The organism is Vibrio sp. MACH09, assembly GCF_033238805.1.
Taxonomy (GTDB): domain Bacteria; phylum Pseudomonadota; class Gammaproteobacteria; order Enterobacterales; family Vibrionaceae; genus Vibrio.
The window spans coordinates 126,606-151,315 of sequence record NZ_BSFZ01000001.1 but is presented as its reverse complement, the minus strand read 5'-3'; the positions used below and the strand labels follow the sequence as shown (position 1 = coordinate 151,315).

Annotated in this window: 12 protein-coding genes and 1 pseudogene; 8 read left to right on the top strand and 5 right to left on the bottom strand. The window is 44.7% G+C overall.

Going from position 1 to position 24,710, the window contains the following annotated elements; translation table 11 throughout:
• Window positions 1–264: 264 nt before the first annotated feature.
• From coaBC to lpxL, 4 genes are all read left to right on the top strand, one after another.
• Window positions 265–1,467 carry a bifunctional phosphopantothenoylcysteine decarboxylase/phosphopantothenate--cysteine ligase CoaBC gene (coaBC, locus tag CHJ_RS00645; protein ID WP_317916608.1) on the top strand — a complete coding sequence of 401 codons (1,203 nt, stop codon included), beginning with the start codon at window positions 265–267 and terminating at the stop codon, window positions 1,465–1,467.
• A 96-nt stretch (window positions 1,468–1,563) separates the two neighbouring features.
• Window positions 1,564–2,019, top strand: coding sequence for a dUTP diphosphatase (gene dut / locus CHJ_RS00640; RefSeq protein ID WP_171753501.1), 456 nt, complete (start codon window positions 1,564–1,566; stop codon window positions 2,017–2,019).
• Between the two features lie 498 nt (window positions 2,020–2,517).
• Window positions 2,518–3,108 (top strand): nucleoid occlusion factor SlmA, encoded by a 591-nt coding sequence (gene slmA / locus CHJ_RS00635; protein ID WP_171753502.1) that lies wholly within the window; start codon window positions 2,518–2,520, stop codon window positions 3,106–3,108.
• A 12-nt stretch (window positions 3,109–3,120) separates the two neighbouring features.
• The gene (gene lpxL / locus CHJ_RS00630; RefSeq protein ID WP_317916607.1) at window positions 3,121–4,065 is read left to right on the top strand and encodes an LpxL/LpxP family Kdo(2)-lipid IV(A) lauroyl/palmitoleoyl acyltransferase; all 945 of its coding nucleotides are present in this window, start codon (window positions 3,121–3,123) and stop codon (window positions 4,063–4,065) included.
• 116 nt (window positions 4,066–4,181) lie between these two features.
• Here the strand turns inward: lpxL and pyrE are convergent, their stop codons facing one another.
• Complete coding sequence (pyrE, locus tag CHJ_RS00625; RefSeq protein WP_171753504.1) at window positions 4,182–4,823, bottom strand: orotate phosphoribosyltransferase; 642 nt, start codon at window positions 4,821–4,823, stop codon at window positions 4,182–4,184.
• Between the two features lie 86 nt (window positions 4,824–4,909).
• Window positions 4,910–5,626, bottom strand: coding sequence for a ribonuclease PH (rph, locus tag CHJ_RS00620; RefSeq protein ID WP_171753505.1), 717 nt, complete (start codon window positions 5,624–5,626; stop codon window positions 4,910–4,912).
• Window positions 5,627–5,802: 176 nt separating this feature from the next.
• On the opposite strand from rph, the gene CHJ_RS00615 reads away from it, so the two are divergent.
• From CHJ_RS00615 to CHJ_RS00600, 4 genes and pseudogenes are all read left to right on the top strand, one after another.
• A complete protein-coding gene (locus CHJ_RS00615; RefSeq protein ID WP_171753506.1) occupies window positions 5,803–6,669 on the top strand; it encodes a YicC/YloC family endoribonuclease in 867 nt (288 codons plus the stop codon).
• Between the two features lie 236 nt (window positions 6,670–6,905).
• Window positions 6,906–8,123: a tyrosine-type recombinase/integrase gene (locus CHJ_RS00610; RefSeq protein ID WP_317916606.1), complete on the top strand. Its 1,218-nt coding sequence runs from the start codon at window positions 6,906–6,908 to the stop codon at window positions 8,121–8,123.
• Between the two features lie 481 nt (window positions 8,124–8,604).
• On the top strand, window positions 8,605–17,853 hold the full coding sequence (locus CHJ_RS00605) for a VCBS domain-containing protein (RefSeq protein ID WP_317916605.1): 9,249 nt from the start codon (window positions 8,605–8,607) through the stop codon (window positions 17,851–17,853).
• 135 nt (window positions 17,854–17,988) lie between these two features.
• Window positions 17,989–19,319: pseudogene (locus tag CHJ_RS00600) on the top strand (IS4 family transposase).
• A 78-nt stretch (window positions 19,320–19,397) separates the two neighbouring features.
• On the opposite strand, the gene CHJ_RS00595 reads toward CHJ_RS00600, so the two are convergent.
• The 3 genes from CHJ_RS00595 to CHJ_RS00585 are packed head-to-tail and all read right to left on the bottom strand — an operon-like array spanning window position 19,398 to window position 24,599.
• Window positions 19,398–20,711 carry an HlyD family type I secretion periplasmic adaptor subunit gene (locus tag CHJ_RS00595; protein WP_081230386.1) on the bottom strand — a complete coding sequence of 438 codons (1,314 nt, stop codon included), beginning with the start codon at window positions 20,709–20,711 and terminating at the stop codon, window positions 19,398–19,400.
• Window positions 20,704–22,956, bottom strand: a complete 2,253-nt coding sequence (locus CHJ_RS00590) for an ABC transporter transmembrane domain-containing protein (protein WP_317916604.1) — start codon at window positions 22,954–22,956, stop codon at window positions 20,704–20,706. The genes CHJ_RS00595 and CHJ_RS00590 overlap by 8 nt, the downstream gene beginning before the upstream one ends.
• On the bottom strand, window positions 22,953–24,599 hold the full coding sequence (locus tag CHJ_RS00585) for an ABC transporter transmembrane domain-containing protein (RefSeq protein WP_317916603.1): 1,647 nt from the start codon (window positions 24,597–24,599) through the stop codon (window positions 22,953–22,955). The genes CHJ_RS00590 and CHJ_RS00585 overlap by 4 nt, the downstream gene beginning before the upstream one ends.
• Between the last annotated feature and the right edge of the window lie 111 nt (window positions 24,600–24,710).

The following is a 24,710-nucleotide window of genomic DNA, read 5'->3' as shown; positions in this document are numbered from 1 at the left end:
CCAATACAGCTTAATAAGAGAGCCATTTCCTCACGGTCACAAACGACAAAACCTCGTTATACGACTAACAGAACTCTATAAAGAATGCTCTGTATCATCTATTACATATTTTTGAGACCGTTGCTCATTTTTTGCAAAAGTAGCGCCTCCATTGAAAGAAAATGCCTTATTTCCATTTCAATATCCTCAAATCTGCATCAATTCGGGTGCACTTTATCAATCACAATATGCTATGGTTTGGCCAGAATTTTAGGAGAACAATACATGCAATCATTATCTGGAAAAAAAATCCTGTTAGGTATTAGCGGTGGCATTGCTGCTTACAAATGCGCAGAGCTCACTCGACGTCTTGTAGAGCGAGGAGCTGAAGTTCAGATAATGATGACAAATGCAGCCAAAGAGTTTATTACCCCATTAACCATGCAAGCCGTCTCTGGCAGGCCAGTATCGGACAGTTTGCTCGATCCTGCCGCAGAAGCTTCAATGGGCCATATAGAGCTAGGAAAATGGGCTGATCTTGTTCTACTTGCCCCAGCAACCGCCGATCTTATTGCTCGTATTTCGGCTGGTATGGGGAATGACTTAGTTTCAACCGCCGTTTTGGCAACGGAAGCACCTATTGCCATAGCGCCGGCAATGAACCAACAGATGTACAGTAATATTGCTACACAAGAGAACCTCGCCACATTGCAACGCAGAGGAATGCACATTTGGGGCCCTGCTGCTGGTGAACAAGCATGTGGTGATGTAGGAATGGGCAGAATGCTAGAACCGATGCAACTTGTGGAGCATTGCCAAGCTTTCTTTCAACCTAAATTACTGCAAAACAAAAAAATACTGATTACCGCGGGCCCAACTCGTGAAGCTATCGACCCTGTTCGCTTCATCTCTAATCACAGTTCTGGAAAAATGGGCTATGCGCTGGCAAAAGCCGCTCAGCAATTAGGTGCCGAGGTGACTATTGTTAGCGGGCCTGTTGCTCTTGCTGTTCCAAATGAAACGCACTGTATAAATGTTGATAGCGCTCAAGAGATGTATGATGTCGTCATGGAAAATAGCGTAGCTTCAGACATATTTATCGCCTGTGCTGCCGTTGCTGATTACCGTCCTGCTAATATTGAACAACAAAAAATCAAAAAGACAGATGACAGCGACTCTATGTCTATCAGCATGATAAAAAACCCTGATATTGTGGCAAGTGTTGCCGCACTAGCAGACAACCGTCCATTTACGGTTGGTTTCGCAGCAGAAACTCAGCAAGTGGAGCAGTATGCTCGTAGCAAACTACAAAAGAAGAACCTGGATTTAATTTGTGCCAATGATGTGTCCGTAGCTGGCCAAGGTTTTAACAGCAACAACAATGCCTTGCATTTATACTGGCCTGACGGGGAAGCAAATCTACCTTTAGATAGCAAAGAAAAATTGGCCCATGAAATTCTGGTCAAGATTGCTCAACTAAGCCAATAACGTATTCAGTAGGTGAGCGATATATCTCCTAGTGACTATCGCTCTCAATTCGCTGTTATTTGTCCGTTATAAAAACTATTGTGATCGAAAATTATTATGAAAAAAATTGATTTAAAAATCTTAGATACTCGCATTGGCGACCAATTCCCACTACCCGCCTACGCAACAGATGGTTCCGCGGGTTTGGATCTTAGAGCGTGTCTTGATCAGCCTCTAACAGTAGAGCCAGGTGAAACTCACCTTGTACCAACAGGGCTTGCAATCCATATTGCCGATCCTACATTAGCTGCGACGATATTGCCTCGCTCTGGCCTTGGTCATAAGCACGGAATTGTATTAGGAAACCTCGTTGGTTTAATCGACTCCGACTACCAAGGACAACTGATGGTCTCTGTATGGAATCGAGGTACATCTACTTTTGTTATTGAGCCCGGCGATCGAATTGCTCAGTTAGTTTTTGTTCCTGTGGTTCAAGCTGAATTCAATATTGTTACAGACTTTGATGAAACAGAACGCGGCGAAGGCGGCTTTGGCCATTCCGGTAAACAGTAACTTATTCCAATACTAAGCAAACCTGTTCAGCGAAAACACATTAGCGTCTGCCCAAGGCTCCAAGCAGAGATGATAATTTATTTGTCATCTCTATCGCTCTCTCCTTATTAACTCAAGTGATGCTTTCTCACAGTGGATAAAATTAGTTAGCAAGCACCAACTTCTTTCTAAATGCTTATTTTTGTTAACTTCGTCTAACTAAACACTACGATATCTCGCCAGTCTCAGCTAGAATGTTGCAACAACGATTGTCGCCAATTTCCTCTTTAATGAACATCTTTATTGGCGTACCTAGGGTCTGTTTATCTTTCGAGAACAGATTTTGTTTAATCTGAAAGCGGTTTGAGCAAGGCATGAAGAGAGCAGCATAGTTTTTCTATGTAAACGACTCATAACACAGCTCAAGACATTTTCAGATGAACCCTTCAGGCAGTGTTTGTTGCAAAAATAGTCGCGAAAGGTCAACAGACCCTAATATGAACAAAAGGAAACGAATAGATGACTGGTACTCGCAAATCTAACCGTCGTGAAGAGATTCTACAGGCTCTTGCCCACATGCTCGAGTCAACTGATGGTGCATCCAGAATCACCACTGCAAAACTAGCTAAACAGGTCGGTGTATCAGAAGCTGCTCTATACAGGCACTTTCCAAGCAAAGCTAGAATGTTTGAAGGCCTTATTGAATTCATTGAAGATGCATTAATGTCGCGAATAAATCGAATTCTCGACGACGAAAAAGATACTCTGCAAAGAATTCGTATGGTTCTACAATTAATTTTGGCTTTTGCTGAGATGAACCCTGGCTTAACCCGAATTTTGTCCGGTCACGCCTTGATGTTTGAAAACGAACGATTACGTACCCGTATCAACCAACTGTTTGAAAGAATCGAAACTCAACTTCGACAAATATTACGTGAGCGAAAAATCCGAGAAGGAAAGTCATTTCCTGTTGATGAAGGTATTCTAGCGGCTCAGCTACTTGGCCAGGTTGAAGGCAGTTTAAACCGATTTGTTCGTTCTGACTTTAAGTATCAGCCAACTGAAAACTTTGAAGAGTATTGGGCATTACTCAGCGCACAAATTCAATAGGCTCAGACAGTAATGAAAGATCTATACAAGCCAACATTCAGCCTCTCACTTATTTACCCCAAATATTGGGGAGTATGGATTGGCTTTGCCATTTTAGCGCTATTTGTGAATGTTCTTCCTTACAAGCTGCTTTATTTCATTGGCAGAAAGTTAGGCCAATGGGGAATGAAGTTCAGTAAAAAACGCGTATTTATTGCTAACCGTAATTTAGAGCTCGCCTTTCCTGACATGTCAGAGCAAGAGCGCAGCGCCATGGTGACCGAAAATTTCAAGAATACCGGATTAGCGCTCATCGAAACTGGTATCGCTTGGTTTTGGCCTGAGTGGCGCTTTAAGCGGCTACTTAGTTTTGGCGACCTAGAAGAACTTTATCAGTTCGATCAAAATAAAAAAGGCGTACTGGTTTGTGCTGTTCATGCGCTTAATCTAGAAATTACCGCCCGAGCATTTTCTACCGTCAACCTACAAGGTTATGGCGTTTATCGACCTCACAATAATCCTGCTTATAATTTTATACAGCACTGGGGACGAACCCATGGTGGAAACCAAGCCATTGATAGGAAAGATGTTAAAGGGATGATTCGTGCACTACGCGATGGCGCTCGTATCTTCTATTTGCCAGATCACGATTATGGTAGACGTAAATCGGTCTTTGTTCCTTTTTTTGCGGTCGACAATGCCTGTACAACTACGGGCACCAGCATCTTAGCTTATACAGGGCAATGCGCAGTATCTTTTGTATCCGGCTTTAGAAATAATCAGGGTAAATATGACTTAATCGCCGAGAAATCCGTTCATGAGCAGTATCCACAAAAAGATGAATACGCGGCGGCGATATTCGTCAATCAGCACGTGGAAAAAACCATCCTCAAAGCACCTGAACAGTGGATGTGGCTACACAAGCGTTTTAAAACTATGGAAGATATTAATATCCCTAAAGATACGCTGTATAAATGACGTCCATTTTTTTGAGAGGGGGTGAAACAGTCAACATCATCTCTATTTTTAAACAGTAACTGCATTTATTAAGGGGCACTATTTGCCCCTTAATTCTCATTTATAACCGCTGACTTTTATACGCCAAATGCTTCTCTGTAGGCTTTCACTTTTGCTAACTGTTGAGCATTACCTTCTTCGTTTTCCAAATAGGCAATAATATCGCTAAGGCTAACGATAGAGATAATTTGGCAGGCGAAGTCTCGCTCAACTTCTTGAATAGCAGACAACTCACCTTGACCTTTCTCTTGACGATCAATCGCCACCAGCACACCCGCAAGATTGGCACCACTCGCTTTAATGATCTCCATTGATTCACGAATCGCCGTTCCTGCGGTAATCACATCGTCAACCAACATTATGTTTCCGACCAGCGGTGCACCCACTAAACTACCCCCTTCGCCATGGTTCTTCGCTTCTTTACGATTAAAACAGTATGGCGTATCAACATTATGATGATCCGCTAACGCCACGGCTGTCGTTGTTGCAATGGGGATGCCTTTATATGCCGGACCAAATAACACATCGTACTGAATACCAGAGTCAGCCAAAGCCGCAGCGTAAAAGCGCCCTAATCGAGCTAAGTCGCCCCCAGTATTAAACAAACCAGCATTAAAAAAATAGGGGCTTGTTCGTCCAGACTTTAGGGTAAACTCGCCAAACTTTAATACACCTTTTTCAAGAGCAAACTCTATAAACTCTCGCTGATATGCTTTCATTGTTTCTCTCTCTATCAATTGCTTACATTATTTCCCATCGCAGGAAAAAAAGACAAAAAAATAGCCCCTTAAAAGGAGCTATTATCTCAGTCAGCTAAAGTGGATTTCTGAATCTCCACAATATCGCTGATGCCCTGCTTAGCCAGAGCCAATAATTCTAAAAGTTCTTCATGACTAAAGGGTTCGCCTTCGGCAGTACCTTGAACTTCAATCATTTTCCCTTCTTCCGTCATCACTACGTTCATATCGGTATCCGCTGCGGAGTCTTCTACATATTCCAGATCGCACAACGCTTCATTTGCAACCATACCAACAGAAACAGCCGCTACGTGCCCCTTCATTGGGTTACTTTTTAGTTTGCCTTTAGCAACCAAACCATTAAGCGCATCCGCCATTGCCACACTAGCACCAGAAATAGAAGCAGTACGCGTACCACCGTCAGCCTGAATAACATCACAATCAACCGTCACCATGATCTCACCCATAGCTTCTAAATCAACCACGGCACGCAAGCTACGAGCGATCAAACGTTGAATCTCCATTGTACGGCCCCCTTGCTTACCACTGGCCGCTTCACGTCGGTTACGAGTGTGAGTTGCTCTTGGTAACATGCCATACTCTGCAGTTACCCACCCCTTACCTTGCCCTTTCAGCCAACGCGGCACATTTTCTTCAACGGTGGCATTACAAAGCACTTTTGTATTACCAAACTCAACCAGCACTGAACCTTCAGCATACGCTGTAAAGTTACGAGTCATTTTAATCGGACGAACCTGTTCAGGACTTCTGTCATTTGGACGCATTGGTAAATCACCTGTATGTAATGGATTTCATTTTCTGCCGGATTATATAAGAAATACCTTCGTCTTCCTATCCCCAAAAGATTCCCGTCTTGGAAGTAACGCAACCCTGTCTTCTGTGCTACCATTGCCGCAACATTTTCATCTATTCAACCCAAGTAAATCCAAAAGGTAATTCAATGATCTACAGCATGACGGCTTATGCCCGAAAAGAAGTGAAAGGTGACTGGGGAAGTGCAATCTGGGAAATTCGCTCTGTAAATCAGCGCTATCTAGAGACTTACTTTCGCCTACCAGAACAGTTTCGTAGCTTAGAGCCCATTCTAAGAGAGCGATTTCGCAAACGTCTGGCTCGTGGAAAAGTTGAATGCCACCTGAGATTTGAAGCAAACCCAGCCGCGAAAGGGGAGCTTACTATCAATGAATCACTTGCTCAGCAGGTGATCAATGCCGCCAATCAAATCTCATCCATGACAGGTGAATCTAACCGAATTAATCCATTTCAAGTAATGCAATGGCCGGGTGTAATGGAAACGCCAGAGCAAGACATGGACTCCATTAACAAAGAGTTATTGTCTGCTTTTGAAGACGCCATTAAAGACTTTATTGATGCTCGTGCTCGTGAAGGTTCCAACATGCGTGAACTGATCGAACAGCGCTTAGACGCCATCACATCAGAAGCAATAAACGTTCGTTCTCGCATGCCGGAAATATTAGAGTGGCAACGAGAGCGTCTAATCAGCAAATTTGAAGATGCAAAAATAGAGCTTGAAGCCAACCGAGTTGAGCAAGAGCTGATCTTACTGGCACAAAAAGTGGATGTAGCAGAAGAGCTAGATCGTCTAGACTCCCATGTTAAAGAAACCAAAAACATTCTTAACAAAGGTGGGGCTGTTGGACGCCGCCTAGACTTTATGATGCAAGAGTTCAATCGTGAGTCTAATACACTGGCATCGAAATCCATCAGCACAGATATCACCGCGTCAGGTGTCGAGTTGAAAGTATTAATCGAGCAAATGCGCGAGCAGATCCAGAATATAGAATAGGTTCCCCTCCACTCCACACACTTCCAAAAAGCCTTTATTTATAAGGGCTTTGTTATTTTTACCATCCATACACATTCATGAAATTCATCAGCAGCCACGAACAAACGGGGAGTATCGTGGGTAGCACTTTGCTATTTACTCCCCACCGTAGTATAAATACCACCACATACTCCCCACTTCTGGAGTGGTAATGTAATGATAACTTCGATTAGAACTCTAAATTCAAGGAGATACAGATGGGTAATCTCACCGTTAACCAAGTTAAGGCGATAGTAAAAGACCAAAAAACGGGTCGTCATGCCGATGGTGATGGTTTCTATCTAATGATTCCTAGAATAGGTCGACCATACTGGATGCTAAGGTACACCCTTTTTAAGAAAAGAAAGGAGGTGACTATTGGCAAGGTCGATGAACTTTCTCTTGCAGATGCAAGGTTGAAAGCATCTGAGCTTCGAAAGCAAATAAGCGAAGGGATTAACCCAATTGCAGAAAGAAAACGGAGTAAGCAAGCCGATATACAAATAATCGATGACCTCTTCGAAGACTGGTACAAGGAGCTATCCAAAAGGCTCAAGCACCCCAATATACCTAAGCGTATCTATCAGAAAGAGATCTCTCCACAAATTGGTCAATACACGTTGAAACGTGTCACACCTTTAGATATCCGTAACATCATCCAAATAGTCGCTGACAGTGGCCGTCCAACCACAGCTAACGACACGCTAATGTATTGTAAGCAGCTTTTTAAACACGGTATGAAGATTGGTGTTATTGAGTCTAACCCTGCACTAGCATTTTCTAACTATGATGCTGGTGGCATTGAAGAAAGTCGAGATCGGGTCTTAGAACTGGAAGATATTAAACATGTTTTTTCCGTCTTCAACCAAAACATTTACAGCTTCAATCGAGACAACTACCTAGCTTGTGCACTGCTTCTTTGTCTTGGCGTTCGTAAATCAGAGCTAACAGAAGCAAAATGGGTTGAGTTCGATCTAGATAATGCTTTATGGCACCTACCAGCGGAGCGGAGCAAATCTGGGACAGGTTTCACTATTCCGCTTCCAGAGCTGTGCGTAGAGTGGTTTAAAGAACTGCATATGCGAGCTTGTCGTTCGGAGTACATCTTCCCAAACAGAAGGGAAAGCAAAGTACCTCACATGGGCAAAGACACACTGAACAGGGCTATTTCAAAGCTATTTGGTCGAGAGCCCGGTCGTAAGGTACAACCACCAAATAAAATGGGCGATATCAAACACTTTGCGGTTCACGATCTACGCCGAACCTGCCGTAGTTTACTTGCTTCAGTCAAAGTGCCTAGCCATATCGCCGAGCGCTGTTTAAATCACAAGCTGAAAGGTGTTGAAGGTATCTATGATCGATATGACTACTTGGAAGAGCGCAAAGAAGCCCTAGAAAAAGTCACTGAGCTAGTTAAGAATCACATTGTCATTTAGACATAAGCAAAAAAAAGAGGACGCCACTGGCATCCTCTTTTTAAATGTGCGGACTCATACATAATCTAACATTTTTGATTTAGTAGTACGACAAAATCGCTTGGTGATCACAGAATCGCTTGGTGATCATTAACACGTTTCTGGACAAAAGTGATTTAGTGACTTTACTAAATTAGTATTATATAGATTACTTTTTGTAATACTAAACTCCTGATCAGGAGACCCCTTTCACTCTGTTACTACATCTTGAAAGTAACAACTGCTGCCCACTCATTGAATCCAATATATATGTAAACAAGCTGGTCGGTTAAACGCTGATCAGAGTATTCAAATACATAGTTGCTTGCATCCATTGATACCTAAAACGTAGAACCGTCTCAATTTCTGGTTTTTTTCTTTAAAAATTATCCAATTAGCTAGCGAAACATCTATCTGTGTATTTTACTTAAAATAGTGCAACCACGATTCACGGATGAGAAAAATGGCTAACAAAAAAAACGTCGAAGCAAACAAGAAAAATACAGAAATCAAAAATAAGAAAAGTAACGAGCTAGAACAAAAGAAACCAACCAAAAAAAAGAAGCTCAGACTGCATTCACACCTAAAAGTTAATATCCCGCTTTTTCAATCACTCATGATGATACTGCCATCATTGGCTAAACACGCAGCTGCCGAGGATGTAGACAATTCCGGTGATAACGCAGATCAAGTAGCCGCAAATAACGTGACAGCAAAAGATTCCAGCGACCACCATGGAAAAATGGACTCATCAGCGGTTACTCATCAAGAGACTCAAACGAGCGACAGCGACGTAAACTCTACCTTAAGTGCAAGCCACGCTCCCCATGGCTCGAGCTCTCACTTGGTTCCTTCTCATCATTTATCGACGCTTTCTCACCCGCAAGTCCATTACATTCCTTCGGTATCGATGCCGACTATCTCATCAGGAAGTAACGGTCAGCCGACTCATTCGAATGCGCCTACAACGACCGCTTTACCCGTCACCTTCATGCCAGAAGTCATAAAAGGTACCTACGGAGAGCTTCATGTTGATGCAAATGGTCAATACACGTTTGTATTAAACCCAAAATCGCCTCAATACATACTGTTGAATCAGCACCAACAAGGTACTGATCATTTCTTGTTGCATCTATCTAACGGCTCGAGCGTCATTGTTCAAGTTCCGGTCACGGGTAAGCAAGACACGCCAAGTATTTCTGGAGACTTAACAGGTGTCGTCACAGAAGATCACAATATTGATTCACAAGGCTTGTTACATGCGAACGGTAAAATTGATGTCATAGACCCTGATCAAAATGAAAGTTCGGTTACGCCGGAAGTTATCTCTGGGAAGTATGGTTCATTAACTATCGATTCTGATGGACACTGGCAGTATCAAGTTGATAACTCTCTTTCTAACGTTCAAGCGCTAATCGGGGCGACTTCACTGCATGAAAGTTTCACAATTCACACCAAAGATGGCACACCGCAAACGATCGATATGACGATCGGCGGGAACGACGACAATGCCGTGATTACAGGCGTGGATGCTGGCACGGTAACTGAAGATTTAACAACGCAAGTCCAAGGACAGCTTTCGGTAACGGACTCTGATCTTGGAGAAGACCACTTTCAAGCCTCACAAGTAACTAGCAATTTCGGCACGCTCAGCATCACCAAAGACGGTGCGTGGACATACAATTTAGACAGCAATAACTTTGTAGTTCAAGGGCTTGGCCAAGGTTCGACTGCGACAGACATAGTCACTGTTTACTCAGCCGACGGCACAGCGCATCAAGTTATGGTTACGATCAATGGGACTAACGACAAAGCAGTTATTGGTGGAACAGACTCAGGAACTGTCACCGAAGAGTCTCAATTGCAAACATCCGGTACGTTGACTGTCACTGACGTAGATACTGGCGAAGCACACTTCTCCGACACAGATATCGTAGGCAACTTGGGGACTCTACATCTGACCGACTCAGGTGCTTGGACTTACAATCTCGATAACACAAATCCTACAGTTCAAGCGTTAGGCGCAAATAAAACAGCCACCGATACTATTACTGTCCACTCCGCTGACGGTATACCACACCAAGTGACGATTACAGTAAACGGTACTAATGACTCCGCTGTAATCGGTGGGACAAACTCAGGTTCAGTAACCGAAGAGTCTCAACTTCAAACCTCTGGCACCCTTACTGTAACCGATGTTGATACTGGCGAAGCGCATTTCTCCAACACCGATATCGTAGGCAACTTAGGTACTCTGCATTTGAGCGGTTCAGGTGCTTGGACTTATGACCTCGATAACACAAACCCTAGCGTTCAAACGTTAGGCGTGAATAAAACTGCTACCGATACCATTACTGTTCACTCTGCAGATGGCACCACTCATCAAGTAACGATTACAATAAACGGCACTAACGACAAAGCAATTATTGGTGGAACAAGCTCAGGAGCTGTCACCGAAGAATCTCAGCTTCAAACCTCTGGTACGTTGACTGTCACTGATGTAGATACTGGCGAAGCACACTTCTCAAACACCGATGTTGCAGGCAGCTTAGGAGGGACTCTACATCTGACCGATTCTGGTGCTTGGACTTACGACCTCGATAACACAAATCCTACAGTTCAAGCGTTAGGAAAAGGAGCAACCGCCACCGATAATATTACCGTTCATTCTGCTGATGGGACGTCACATCAAGTAACGATCACAGTGAATGGCACCAATGATGCTGCGGTGATAATAGGGACATCGACAGGCGATGTCCATGAAGGGCACACTTTCACCGCACCAGACGGTAGTATGACTGGCGGCTATGTTGATGACCGTTCACCTGATCATATGCATGGAAACATAGGGAAATTGTGGAACGATGAAATTCATACCGATGGCCACCTATCGATAGTTGATGCTGATGCTGGTGAAAGCTATGCCCAAACAGGCGTTTATTATGGTTCACATGGTCGTGTCATACTTCAAACTAACGGGGACTGGAGCTACTTTGCTTCCATCGGCCAAGATGCAACCGGCAGAGCTATTGACCATCTGGGCAAAGGGGAGTCACTAACCGATACTGTCACCGTAAAATCTGCAGATGGCACCACACACGATATTGTTGTCACCATTCATGGCGATAATGACCGTCCGTATTGTTCTGGTGAGGTGCAACTCAACAGCGGTAAAGAAGATCTTGCTCAAACCATCAGTGCATCTGAGCTATTGGCAAACACCGTAGATGTAGATACGAACGACATAGGCAAACTAACGATTACGAATCTTCATGCCGATCATGGTTCTATTCTAGATAATCAAGACGGTACCTTCACTTTCACACCAACCAAAGATTACAACGGCCAAGTCCACTTCACTTATGATGTGCAAGATGCTCACGGCGGGGTTACGCATACCGGAGCGAATACGATACTTGCTGCAGTCAATGATACAGCAGTATTTAAAGGAGCAATTACAGGCTCGGTAACTGAAGACTTAAACGCCCATGCCGCAGTTGAAGGTGGCAACTTCGCCTACAAACTGGAGAGTAGAGGTACTCTTGATGCAATAGATCCAGATAGCGGAGAAAGTGGCTTTGACTTTAAAACAATAGCCACCGTATCTTTACATCCAGAGTATGCACCCTATACCTCTTCTCTTGGCGGGCTGCTAGGAATAGATAGGGTCGGTAACTGGAACTACTATATTGATAACCGTAAACCTGAAATCCAACATTTAGGGGCAGGTGAAACCCTAACTGACACTGTGACTGTCCACTCTAAAGATGGAACTCCTCAAGTCATTACCATCACCATTAATGGCACAAACGACCAACCTGTGGTAAGCCGTGAAGTCACCTTAAATTCAGGAACAGAAGATACAGCTTTAACCTTCACCGCTCATGAATTATTAGCCAATGCGACTGATATTGATGGTAACGATGCAGGACAACTGACTGTCGATAACCTGCAAGTGGATCATGGCTCTGTTGTTGACAACAAAGACGGCACCTACACCTTCACTCCAGATAAGGACTACAACGGTCAAGTACACTTCACCTATGACGTCAAAGATGCCCATGGTGGAGTGGCGCACACTGGCGCATCAACGACACTCTCGGCGGTTGGCGATACAGCGACTATCGCTGGCATTGATACAGGATCGATATCCGAGAATACTGCGGGCGTGGACATGTCACCTGACTATGCCCAACCAGGCATAGCCACACTTGGCAATAAACCACTGTATGCTGATGGCAAGCTAACCATCACAGATCCCGATGTTGGCGAAGCAGAATTTGTGCACCAAGGTAGCAATGGTTATGACTATCACGGTACCTATGGTGACTTAGTATTACTCACTGATGGTACTTGGCATTATCATGCTGATGCAGGGCACAGAGCACTTATTGGCGGTACTACGACAACTCGTGGCACTGCTATTGACCAGCTCGGTGAAGGCCAAAGTCTAACCGACACGATTACTATTCACTCAAAAGATGGCACAACTCACGACATCGTCATCACTATTCATGGCAGTAACGACAGGCCATATTGCTCTTCAGAAGTGGTGCTACAAAGTAGTAGCGAGGATACTCGCCAAACTCTTACTACAACTCAACTATTAGCGAATACCGTCGATGTCGATAAAAATGATGCCGGATTACTGTCTATTGAAAATCTTCATGCTGACCATGGTTCCATTTTAAACAATGCCGATGGCACCTTCACCTTTACCCCAGAAAAAGACTACAACGGCGATGTACACTTCACCTATGACGTCAAAGATGCACACGGCGGGGTTACGCATACCGGAGCGAGTACGACACTTGCCGCAGTCGATGACAAAACCATTATTTCTGGCGTTGACCATGGTGTAGCGACTGAAGATGTAGCCACTGTTGTTTATACGAATCCCTATATTATGGACGCTGTTGATTGGCAAGCGCTACAAATTACGGATGTAGACAGCCCTAACACTCAAGTCACGGTCGAATTTGCAGACAAACAATACACATGGAATATAGGCAGTGACCTAGATGTTACGACTCCTTATGGCAGATTCCAGTTCCACACTATCGCAAGTGGACCTCATCAAGGTGAGCACTCTTGGAGTTATATTGGCGACAATAATAATGTTCATGTTCAAGAATTAAAGCATGGCGAATCATTAACCGAATCTATAAAGCTAATAGCAACCGATGGTACTGAATTTCCTATTACGGTTAAGGTTAACGGCACAGAGGATGGGGTCGTCATCGATTCCAATTCAGAACTGGGTCATGTCGTCGAAAATGCCCAAACAGGCGCTTCAGTTTCCGGCAATGTAGTCGCACACGATGTTGATCTCCACGATACGGTGAGCTGGACACAAACACCAACAGGTGGCATTAGCGGTCAGTATGGCACGTTCCACCTAAGTGCAGATGGGCAATGGCATTATGACGTTGACCAGAGCAAAGCGACAAAGCTAGGAGACGGCGACGAGTATTGGGAGCACTTTACGGTTGAGGCAGTATCTACTGATGGAAGCCATGTTTCGAAAAGTGTCTCCGTTGTTGTGCATGGCAATAATGATGTACCAACCGTTAGTGGTGAGGTCTCTTTACCTTCAGGTAAGGAAGATACTTCAATACATATTACACAAGCTGAGTTAATCGCTAATGCGACAGATGTTGATACTAACGATAGAGGTTGGTTACACGTTGAAAACTTGACCGCAAACCACGGTAGCTTGGTATCAAATTCAGATGGCAGTTTTACCTTTAACCCCGATCCTAATTACAACGGAACGGTTCACTTTACTTACGATGTTGCCGATAGACACGGTGGAATTGCACATACGGGAGCAAACACGTCTCTTGCTGCTGTTAATGATGCGTCGACGCTTGCTTCAGCATCAGGCTCAGTAACAGAAGACCAGCTAAGCTCATCCAGTAACGTTGAGCTCAGCTCTGGTTGGCAAGACATTGATGTCAAAGACATCGACTCGGTCAATGATGCCGACGTGGTAACCATCGAAGTGAATGGCATTCAACACAAGGTTCCAGCAGACTTTGCAATGACCCTTAGTGGTCATTATGGAACCTTTACGACTACCCATAACAGTATTACTGGGCAAGATAGATGGATCTATACCGTTGACAATACGCGAGCGGATATTCAAGGATTAAGCACCGGTGATTCTCTTCAAGACACCATGGTGCTTATTACCGCAGATGGTACTCGCCTACCTGTAACGGCAACGATTCATGGTGCAGATGACCATGTCATCATAGATACGCCTGACGCCACACAAGCGCCGCTTGGAACAGTCATCGAAGACACCAAACTAACTACCAGTGGCACACTGTTAGCTCACGACTTAGATAGTAAAGACAGCACGTCTTTCACTGCGAGTAATATGGTTGGCAAGTACGGCACGCTTTCTGTGAGTTCTGACGGTACCTGGCACTACGACCTGGACCCAGCAAAAGCCAATGTTTTATCGCAAGGTCAGCGACGTGCTGATGGATTCAATATAACCGCGATATCTACCGACGGTTCTACCACAACCAAACGCGTTGAGGTTTGGGTTGACGGTAAAGACGATGCAGCCACCATAGCAGGCCAAGACTCGGGACAGGTAACCGAAGATACGCATTTACAAACATCGGGAAGCCTCACCGTCGCCGATGCTGATACCGGTGAAGCACACTTCTCTGATACCGACATTAAAGGCACGCTAGGTACCTTACACCTTAAGGACAACGGTGATTGGACGTATGATCTAGACAATAACAATCCGACGGTTCAAGCGTTAGGTGCAAACAAAACTGCCTTCGACAATATCGCAGTACATTCGGCAGATGGTACATCTCACAATATCAAAATAACAATCCACGGCACTGATGATTTGGCAAAAGTGACCATTACCGACATAGATGTTACGGAAACGGAAGCGATAGAGAGTGGTTACGTTTCTTCTGGTGCGAAACCTATAACTGGGGTAATGCAAATATCCGACATTGACTCAAGCTCTTCTCATTTTGCTTTTACCATGGACCATGGGACGAAAGGACTTGGAACCCTAACGGTATGGGAAGATGGTCATTATAAGTTTGATCTGGATTCCGCAAGTCAGAACAATCAGAATGTTAAACTTGTCGAGTATTTAAAGGCCGGAGAGGTACTTACCGACGAATTTAAGGTGACAACAAGTGATGGCCAAACCAAAACAATTCAACTGACCATTCACGGTGAAGACGATCAAGCGGTGATAGTGGATGCTATGCCAAGCTCACTTCCTTCAACTCAGAATGTTACCGAAGATCATACAAGTACCTTTGCAAAAGGAGAGCTCTATGCTGGTGGGCGTCTTAACGTCATAGATGCTGACCACGGAGAAGCCTACCTTAAAGCTGACGATGTTACGACAGTCCATGGTGGACATTTTCATATTTTAGAAAATGGACGCTGGAGTTATACCATTGATAATTCACTGCAAGCCCTTCAGCAGTTATCTGCAGGAGAATCATTTGTAGAACAAGTGGTGGTTACCTCAAAAGATGGTAGTGGAACTCATACATTACAAGTAACTGTAAATGGTACCAATGACCAACCCGTTCTTGGTGTCACGCAAACCACCCCTACCACAGGCACGCTTACAGAGACTGATGTAGACGTAAATGACACTCATACGTTCTCTGTCGTCAGCTCTGCGGGTCAGTTCGGTTCACTGTCCGTCGATCCAAACACTGGTGACTACGTCTACACACCCAATACGTCAATCACCGGAATGAGTTATAACTCTGCCACCAACACCTATCATGGTGTGGATGTGTTTGAAGTAAAAGTGAGCGACCAACATGCCGAGAGTTCGAAATTCATCACCTTTGATGCCTCGGGACATGTCACCACGTCGCCAACGGGTGGTCTAGTCATATCAACGACTGTACCTCAACAACCTGCGGTAACCACGACGCAACCAACCTTGTCTTCAGGCACTAACGTCGCGCCAACGAACACGGTGACTCTGGATCTTGCATCAACCAGTGATTCTGGTTCATCAAGCACTGACAACCTGACCAATGACACGTCCCCAACGATTACCGGACACACTGATATTCCATTCTCGAAAGTCACGATTTACGATGGTTCCACACCCGTTGGACACGCGGTGTCTGATGCATCTGGACAATATAGTGTGGCAGTAAGCAGCTTATCGAATGGCGATCATAATCTATCCGCTAAAGCATTAGCTCCTTCGTCAGTGATGTCTGCAACTTCTTCGCCTCTGTCTGTCCATATAGATACGCAAGTACACGTCGGTATTCAAACAGACCCGATTACCGCCGACAATGTGATTAATGCTCAAGAATCCAACAGCTCCATTGACATCACCGGATCCGTTTCTGGCGATTTTAATACAGGCGACATTGTGACTTTAGATGTAAATGGGACACAGCATACTGGCGTGGTCGATGCAAAAGGACACTATTCAATTGCCGTACCTGGCAGTGAACTCATCGCCGATGCTGACCAAAAAATAGAGGCATCAGTAGCGGTAACAGATACCGCAGGTAATAGCGCTCATGCCACTACAGATGTTACTTACCAAGTCGATACACAGGTTAGCGTTCCTACGATTACTTTTGAAAACGCAGGGGCAGACAACTTATACAGTAAAGCTGAAATCGCCCGAGGCCATGCAAATACGATCACAGCAACCGTTACGCCTCCTGGTGATGCAAAAATCGGTGAGCATCTTGTCGTTAACGGTCAGGACCATGTATTAGATGCTCATACTCTACAGCACGGATTACAAATTGAAGTTCATCCCGGTTCTAATGTACAAGCAACAATGACTGACGAACACGGTAATACCGCAGGTAGCCAAGGTTTCGCTGCAAGCGCTATTCCTGAACCGATCATTGTCAGACCACCATCGGGAAGCCACCAAGTATCTGGCACGCTTGGGGTCCCACCACTATTACCATCGTTAACTCCGGTACCAACAGCACAAAGCGGTTGGCGAATCCATTTACCTAACGGACAGTACGTCACTAGTCATCATGGTCAATACGGGACATTAACTATTGACCCTCAGACTGGTCATTTACATTATCAAGAGCAAGCCCAAGTTCACACGGGCCCTCATGGCAGCGCTTCTGGTATCGGTCAACATGAAGATAAATTTGAAGTGGCATTGCAAGGGACAAATCAAGATGAAGTTGTCGCCCATGTGAATATCCAGATACTCAGTCATGGGCCTGGACATAGTGGAAAGCTGACAGTTGGAACTGAAGTGGTTGATATGACAATCACACCTTTGGTCCATACATCACACCCTGCTCCCCCACCACCGCCTCCTGTTCAACATGACGAGCCAGACATGGCTTCACACGCCGACTTTACCGTCACGCTAAGCGATGATAGTAATCTGGATTTAACCCAACAGACCCATCAAGAACCCGATCAGAAAACCAGCCACCATGGTGCAGCAGCTTATCTGGATGCATTGGGCATTAAACCCGATGCGACATCGACAACGGTTCATGATCAACCTGCGGATATGGATATCGTACTTGCACAAGTCGACCAACCAGATGCAGTAACACATGACCAAGCGCACTTGGATATGTCAGACGCGCTGGAACACCATGATGCAAACATCAACCATAACCAAGATGATGAGCACCATCATCACAACGACGTAGACGGGCTACCGGACATTGATCCAAATAGTTAACCGATAACGAGACCAAACAGAAGGGAGCACGTAATGTGTAATGCCGATCAGTTAAGGCATTAATTACAAGATCAATTGAACGATCCTGTCAGTGTGTAAGAATCCGATATCGGTTAATTGATATCGGATTTTTTTATGCGTTTTGAGAGCGAACTAGCAACAGCTTTTAAGTCTTGTAATACCTTCAGTACATTTGAAAAATATGCTGAGTTATTATCTCCAGAGCTTATTCAACAAGGTTTTGAGAAGGCTGGAGTAGCTACTATTAGAAAGCGACGCTTACCACTGGAAACAGTTCTGTGGTCAATTATTGGAATGGCTCTGTACCGACAGAAATCGGTCTGGGATATTGCTACTCAGATGGATATTATGTTGCCAGATAAAAAACCACTTGTCGCTCCTAGCGCTTTAGTTCAGGCAAGACAGCGCTTAGGCTCTGACGCTGTAAAAGAAGTTTTTAAAGCTGTTTCTCAGCATGGATACGAGACGAACTCATTCGAAACGTGGGCTGGGCTCAATCTTCTCGCTGTTGACGGTGTTGTATGGCGAACTGCTGATACAGCAGAAAATCATAAGGTGTTCGAAACTCAAAGTAATCAACATCGCGAGAATACTTATCCTCAAATCCGTATGGTCTGTCATATGGAACTCACCAGTCATCAGCTTATCAACAGTGCGTTCTCAGGTTATCGTACCAATGAAATGGTACTGGCAGAGCAACTTATTGAAGCTACGCCAGAGCATTCATTAACCATATTTGATAAAGGTTACTACTCATTAGGACTACTCAATCGCTGGCATCAAAGCGGAGTGGAACGGCACTGGCTCATTCCGGCACGAAAAGATTTAAATTATGAAATCGTGCATCGAGCAGGGAAGAATGACTGCCGTGTTCGCCTTAAAACAACTCCGCAATCTCGTAAAAAGTTCAATGAGTTACCGGAGTATGTTGATGCACGCCTTGTAAGTAAAATCATTAACGGAAAAGAATATCGAATACTCACTTCTATGATAGATGAAATGCGCTTTCCCGGAGATGAGATAGTTGAACTTTACCGTTATCGCTGGGAGATTGAGCTAGGTTATCGGGAAATGAAGCAGTCACTGTTAAACAGTGAATATACGCTGAGAAGTAAGAGACCAGACATGATAGAGCAGGAACTATGGGGGGTACTGCTTTGTTACAACTTGATACGTCTAGGAATGACCGCAGCAGCGAAAAAGCTTGATAGTGTATGGCCAAATCAACTCAGCTTTACCAGTTGCTCGATGGCTATTACTCAGTTTTTTGCCACACTTCCCCTAACGAGCCCGGGAAATATCCCTAAACACTATGAACTATTATTAGAACAGATGGGTTATTTTAAGCTTCCCCCAGGCGAGAAGATAGGTCTTACCCAAGGCGGGTAAAGTCGAAACCGAGGAAGTATCCAGTTAATAAGAAAAATGCCAATCAGCTTAACTGACTGGCATTACACGTAATGTGCTCCCTTTTTGTTATTTGCAGTTGTTATTCGTTTACTCTCAACGACTCTTTATAACTATTACCTTTCACCAAATGCGACACTGACATTGGTGTAAATTGGCTTCCATAGGTACTGGAATACAGATTTCTCACCAGTAGTGATGTCTACCTCTCCCGTCATACCTGGCAAAATAGAAAAGCTCTCTGGGTTATCGCGAAAGTATGGCGTATCAACCGACACTACGACTTCATAATAGATCTCGCCACGCTCGCTTTGACTTGTGGTCGGTGAAATACTCTCAACCGCCCCTTTTAGCGCCCCAAAGCGGCTGTAATCAAACGCATCAATTTTGATACGAGTCGGCTGCCCTACACTCACAAAACCAATATCTCTTGGCGATAAACGCGCTTTAAAGTCGGCTTTCCCACCAACCGGAACGATTTCAACCACAGTGCCACCTGGCTGAATAACACCACCGTTTTGCGTGCTTGGCAGGCTTTGCACCAAGCCTTGTAGCGGTGACACCAACATGGTGTTGGTCAATTTAGCTTGGCTTGAACGAACTCTGGCATTCAATGCTGATAAGTCAGATACGGCTTTAGAACGATCATCGCTCACTTTAGCTTTCGCTTCCGCCAGAAGCTGTATGATTTTTTGGTCATTACTGTCAGCTTGTCTAATCAATACCGACTTCTTACCACGAGCTTCTTCGATTTTCTGCTCGATACTGGCCAATTTTTGTCGCATTTCAAGCACACGTAAACGTGAAATGTTACCCGCTTTATAACCCTTCTCCAGTATGTTCAACTCTTGCTTAGTCGCATTTAACTCTTTCTCATAACTCGGCAAGGCCTTTTCTACGCTACGAAGCTGCTCTGCAATCTGCTCGCTCTCTTTCTCAAGCACCACACGCTTTTGGAAGTAGAGGGCTTTTTGCGCGTTCAGCTGCGCTTTTTGTTGGCTGACGATCTCTGGGTAATCGACCTCAAACTCAGCAAGGTTAGGCTCACGTTGCTCAAGCAGCGCATTCATACGTTCCACACTGGCTAGAAGCGTCACTTGTTGGGACTTTAGCTCTTCAAGGGCGGTACGTTGGAAGGTCGCATCAAATTCAACAAGCGGCTGGCCTTTCTCGACAAGCTGCCCTTCTTTAACGAGAATTTGCTTTAACTTACCGCCAATCGCGCTTTGAAGTACTTGCTTCTCACCTTCTGGAATGACTGCGCCTTTGGCTTTGGCAATTTCATCAACTTGGGTGACGACAGACCAAGTGGCAAAAGCAATAACACATAAGGCAACCGACCATGTGGCCAGCGCCAATGTACGAGCCGTATTTTGTGATTCAACAAGTTCACCGTAGCGCTTGCCCTTCTCGATAGATTGTTTAGTCATTAGCGACTCCTTGCTTAGACTCTGATTGTTCTTGTTGGGCTGCATTTTGTTGAGCAGACGCCTCTTGAGTTGACGTCTGTAGCTCTTGAGATAACGGTTGCTCAGATAACTGCGGTTCTTGAGAAGCTTGAGGCTCTGAAGGCTGTTCCTGCTTCGAAGACTGCTCCGGATCTAATGGACCGGCATAAACCACTGCACCTTCATTTAATACCACCACTTTATCGGCAAGCTTGATTAAATCCGGATCGTGGGACGTGTAAATCACCGTTGCTTTTCCTTTTTTCGATTGCACAAACTCACCAAATATACGTTTAGCATTTGGGTGAGCATCAGGCACAGGGTTATCCATTAAGAACATTGGGTAGTCATAAACCAGCGCTTTTGCATCAATAAGGATCTGTGCGACGCTACCAGACAACATGTCAAAAAGGCTATCCGGTTGAATACTACTGATGGAGGTGTCTAGCCCACCTGACAATGTCTCGAACCAACGCTTTCCGCCGACCATTTCAATCGCAGAGATCATTTTCTGATCTTCGACTTTGTGACCGTCGTTTAGCCACTCTCGAATACTCAGCGTAAGCAAATCAGGATATGCGGCTCGAATGAAACACCAGTGGCGATAAAGCTGCGGATCGTATTGAACGAGGTTAACGCCTTCAAGCTCGACCATGCCGTTTTGGATAGGCTGCAAGCCAGAGAGCACTTCAATTAATGTTGATTTACCGCTTCCTGAAGGGCCAGTAATCGCAACAATTTCACCCGCTTCAATATCAAAGCTCACACCATTCAAAGCGGGGCGACTCTGTTTAGGATAACGCAGTGTCACTTGGTCTAATTTCAAGTTAGGCGCTACCACAGGTAACGGGTGATGCTGGTAACTGAATTCACGCTCGGACGGCTGATACAAGATACGGTTCACTTGCAATTTGGATTGATTAAAGCTGTTAAAACGCATCGCACTGTTTGCCAACACCTGAGCGGGACCCGTCACCTTAGATATCAACATCATTGAAGCAATCAAACCACCAGGGGTCATCACTTGTTCAAAAATAAGCCCTATTCCCAATCCCATCACAGCTAATGTCGAACCAACCCCAATGAAATAGTAAATCGAGGTATACCGACTCTGGAGAACCGATTGATTAAAGGTCACTGTTGAAGCAAGAAGATTGGCCTTTTTGAAGCGTTGAATCCAGTGCTCTGAGAATCCAGCACTGCGTATAAAGGCAAGCTTGGATGACAGCTCATTAGTCATGTTTTGACGATTCGTACCTGCCACTGTCGACTGCATCGATCGCTTGCTGCTAGAGCGTATCGAACGTTTTGCTAGCAAGTAATAAAGGATTAAAGAGACGACTGGAACCAGTACCAACCATCCGCCTAAAACACCTATCGCAAGTACAAAAATAAGAATGAATGGTAGGTCAAATAACGCATTTCCTAATGGCCCCGATAGCACACCTGAAATACGCTCCGACAACATCACTTGGTTTTGTTGACTAGAAGAGGCTGTTTGCTGATTTTGAGCATAGCTATTTCGAAGCAGACGCTGCACGAGGGATTGAGATATCTCACGACTGACCCGGTTCGACACTGAAGCAAACACTCGGCTGCGCAATGTTCTTAACCAACCCATCATCACAAACAACAACGCCGCGCCAATGGCGATACCTTGCAGCTCATGTCCTGCGTCACCGCCAATCACATGGTCATAAATCGACATCGTGATGAAGGGAACAGCAAGCGCAAATAAGTTAGTGATAAAGCTGACCAACAACAATTTAGGAATGATGGGACGAAACGCATGTAACCTTTCGCCAACCCAATCAGGAGAGGCCTTCTCTAATGGTGGCCCTTCGATAACAATACAAAACTGAGGGACATCGGTGATGTCGTCATCGGCATTAAAGGCAACCAATTGCTTGGATTCTAAATGACCAGAGACCAGCTCATGTTCACCAAGTACCAGTAAGACCAATTTATGTTCACCAACTTCATCTAGGTTGGCAACCAAGCGATAAGGCAGTGCAAGCCTGTCGAACAAGGCAAACATATCGTCGATTGATTCAATGCCATTTTCATCGACCCATTGATGTGCGAACAACTGGATATTAGCATTAACTTCCAACTGCTTAAGAACGGAAAGGCTCTCGGTTTCTAAATGGTTCATCACCTCTTGTCGACCGCTGGTATTTGCACGGTTGTTCGTACCTGAAGGGTTACCAGTATCTAAACGATTCATACAATAGCCTCCTTGTTGTTCTCACTGTCGACCGCAATAGTTCGACTTTCCACTGTAATGATTCGATTAGCCAATTCGCGAAGTTTAGAATGGTAGCTCACCATCAGTATCGTGCGTCCTACCGTGACTTCTTCTTCCAGAACCTTAGCTAGGTTTCCAAGGGCATCTAAATCAAGCGAGGAGTCTGGCCTTTCTAACATGATAATGGGTTTATCACTTGCCAGTTGAGTCGCGATATTGAGCATTTTCACGTTGCCCATACTCAGCAGAGACGCACTCGTACGGCCAATTTGTGTCTCTAGCCCATCGGGTAATCGAGTGATTTCCTTGGTTAAACCCAAACGCTTAGCATAGTCACTGGCGCTATGTGTTCTCTCAGGATCAAACCCGCACAAGTTGTCGAGAATAGTACCTGACACCAACTGCCCTTTAACGCCGCAGTAGGCAGCAATGTTAGTTACGGATGAGATTGAAACGGCAGCTCCGTTAATGAAGCACTCACCCGCTTTCAGATCATCAATACCTGCAATCGACGACAATAAATGACTGTTGGTGTGGCGGTCTTCACTCTCTAACAACACCAATTCACCTTTATTCAATGTGACATCCGCATGAGCGATTTCACCGTATCTTTCAACGGTCGCTTGCTTGATTTCCAACACCTCAAAGTCAGATAAGTGGTTCTCAGCTTGCTCAGAATCTGAAGGTTCCGATAATGATAAGTCACTCAATTTTTCTATTGCCTGATTGGCACTGTGTATTGAATTAAGCTTGATTCGAACTCCCACTAAAGCACTTAAAGGTGCAACCGCTCTGCCCGATAAGATAGAACATGCCGCCAATCCACCTGTGGTCAACTGTCCATCCAGCACCCACAAACTGCCAGTAATCACGAGTAAAACTGACGTCGCTAATGCGGCAAGCTGAATACACTCTTGGGCAAAGGCATTCTGTTCCTCTTCTCTCGCTTTAGACTGAGAACGGACGTTGTTGAGGGATTTAAATTGATTGAAGATTCGAGACTCAACTGCCTGACGTTTGATTCCTTGAATGGTTTGGCTTAGCAAAATCAAAAACGCTTTTCGCTCCTGCTCATCTTGGGAAGCTTCTTCACTTAGGCTTTTAACGCGAATAGAAGATAACCAAACAATTCCGAGAGTAATCAGCCAAACTGCCAAAGGTATCGCCACCAGCTCACCGCCGATGTAAGCCACCAAACCCAAAAAGATCAATGCGAAAGGCAAATCAATAAAGCCTGCAATCACACCACCGGAATACCAATCTTTGACTTTGGATACAGAGCCGAGTCCTTCTTCTACACCGCCAACACCTAAATGACGAAGATGACTTGATGAAGCATTAGTCACCCTTTCAACCATGGTTTGATAGGTCGCTTTCTCGGTATTACTGGCCGCAGCAGACAAAAGCCAAGTTCGCACAAACCGAATTAGCGCTTCCATAGCGACAGCCAAAGTCGCACCCGCTAATAACAGAGTGGCAGTCCCATAACTCTGGTTAGGTAAAATACGATCGTAAATTTGTAAAACCGTTAGCGGAACGGCGAGAGAAAGAAGATTTATGAGCAAAGAAGGCAGTAGGACTTTCCCCACCACCCCTTTGTTTTTCATTGAACTTGCGGGCATACACAATCCTTATCCATGCTTATGAAATAAGATTGGTACAGGCTACTATGTTATGCAAGGTAAGGGGCTGATTTAATTTAATTTTAAGATATTGCTAGAATTCTGTTATTT

What these genes read in the sequence shown, in the direction of transcription:
- coaBC (WP_317916608.1), top strand. Translation starts at nt 265, where the DNA reads ATGCAATCATTATCTGGAAAAAAAATCCTGTTAGGTATTAGCGGTGGC.
- dut (WP_171753501.1), top strand. Translation starts at nt 1,564, where the DNA reads ATGAAAAAAATTGATTTAAAAATCTTAGATACTCGCATTGGCGACCAA.
- slmA (WP_171753502.1), top strand. Translation starts at nt 2,518, where the DNA reads ATGACTGGTACTCGCAAATCTAACCGTCGTGAAGAGATTCTACAGGCT.
- lpxL (WP_317916607.1), top strand. Translation starts at nt 3,121, where the DNA reads ATGAAAGATCTATACAAGCCAACATTCAGCCTCTCACTTATTTACCCC.
- pyrE (WP_171753504.1), bottom strand. Translation starts at nt 4,823, where the DNA reads ATGAAAGCATATCAGCGAGAGTTTATAGAGTTTGCTCTTGAAAAAGGT.
- rph (WP_171753505.1), bottom strand. Translation starts at nt 5,626, where the DNA reads ATGCGTCCAAATGACAGAAGTCCTGAACAGGTTCGTCCGATTAAAATG.
- CHJ_RS00615 (WP_171753506.1), top strand. Translation starts at nt 5,803, where the DNA reads ATGATCTACAGCATGACGGCTTATGCCCGAAAAGAAGTGAAAGGTGAC.
- CHJ_RS00610 (WP_317916606.1), top strand. Translation starts at nt 6,906, where the DNA reads ATGGGTAATCTCACCGTTAACCAAGTTAAGGCGATAGTAAAAGACCAA.
- CHJ_RS00605 (WP_317916605.1), top strand. Translation starts at nt 8,605, where the DNA reads ATGGCTAACAAAAAAAACGTCGAAGCAAACAAGAAAAATACAGAAATC.
- CHJ_RS00595 (WP_081230386.1), bottom strand. Translation starts at nt 20,711, where the DNA reads ATGACTAAACAATCTATCGAGAAGGGCAAGCGCTACGGTGAACTTGTT.
- CHJ_RS00590 (WP_317916604.1), bottom strand. Translation starts at nt 22,956, where the DNA reads ATGAATCGTTTAGATACTGGTAACCCTTCAGGTACGAACAACCGTGCA.
- CHJ_RS00585 (WP_317916603.1), bottom strand. Translation starts at nt 24,599, where the DNA reads ATGCCCGCAAGTTCAATGAAAAACAAAGGGGTGGTGGGGAAAGTCCTA.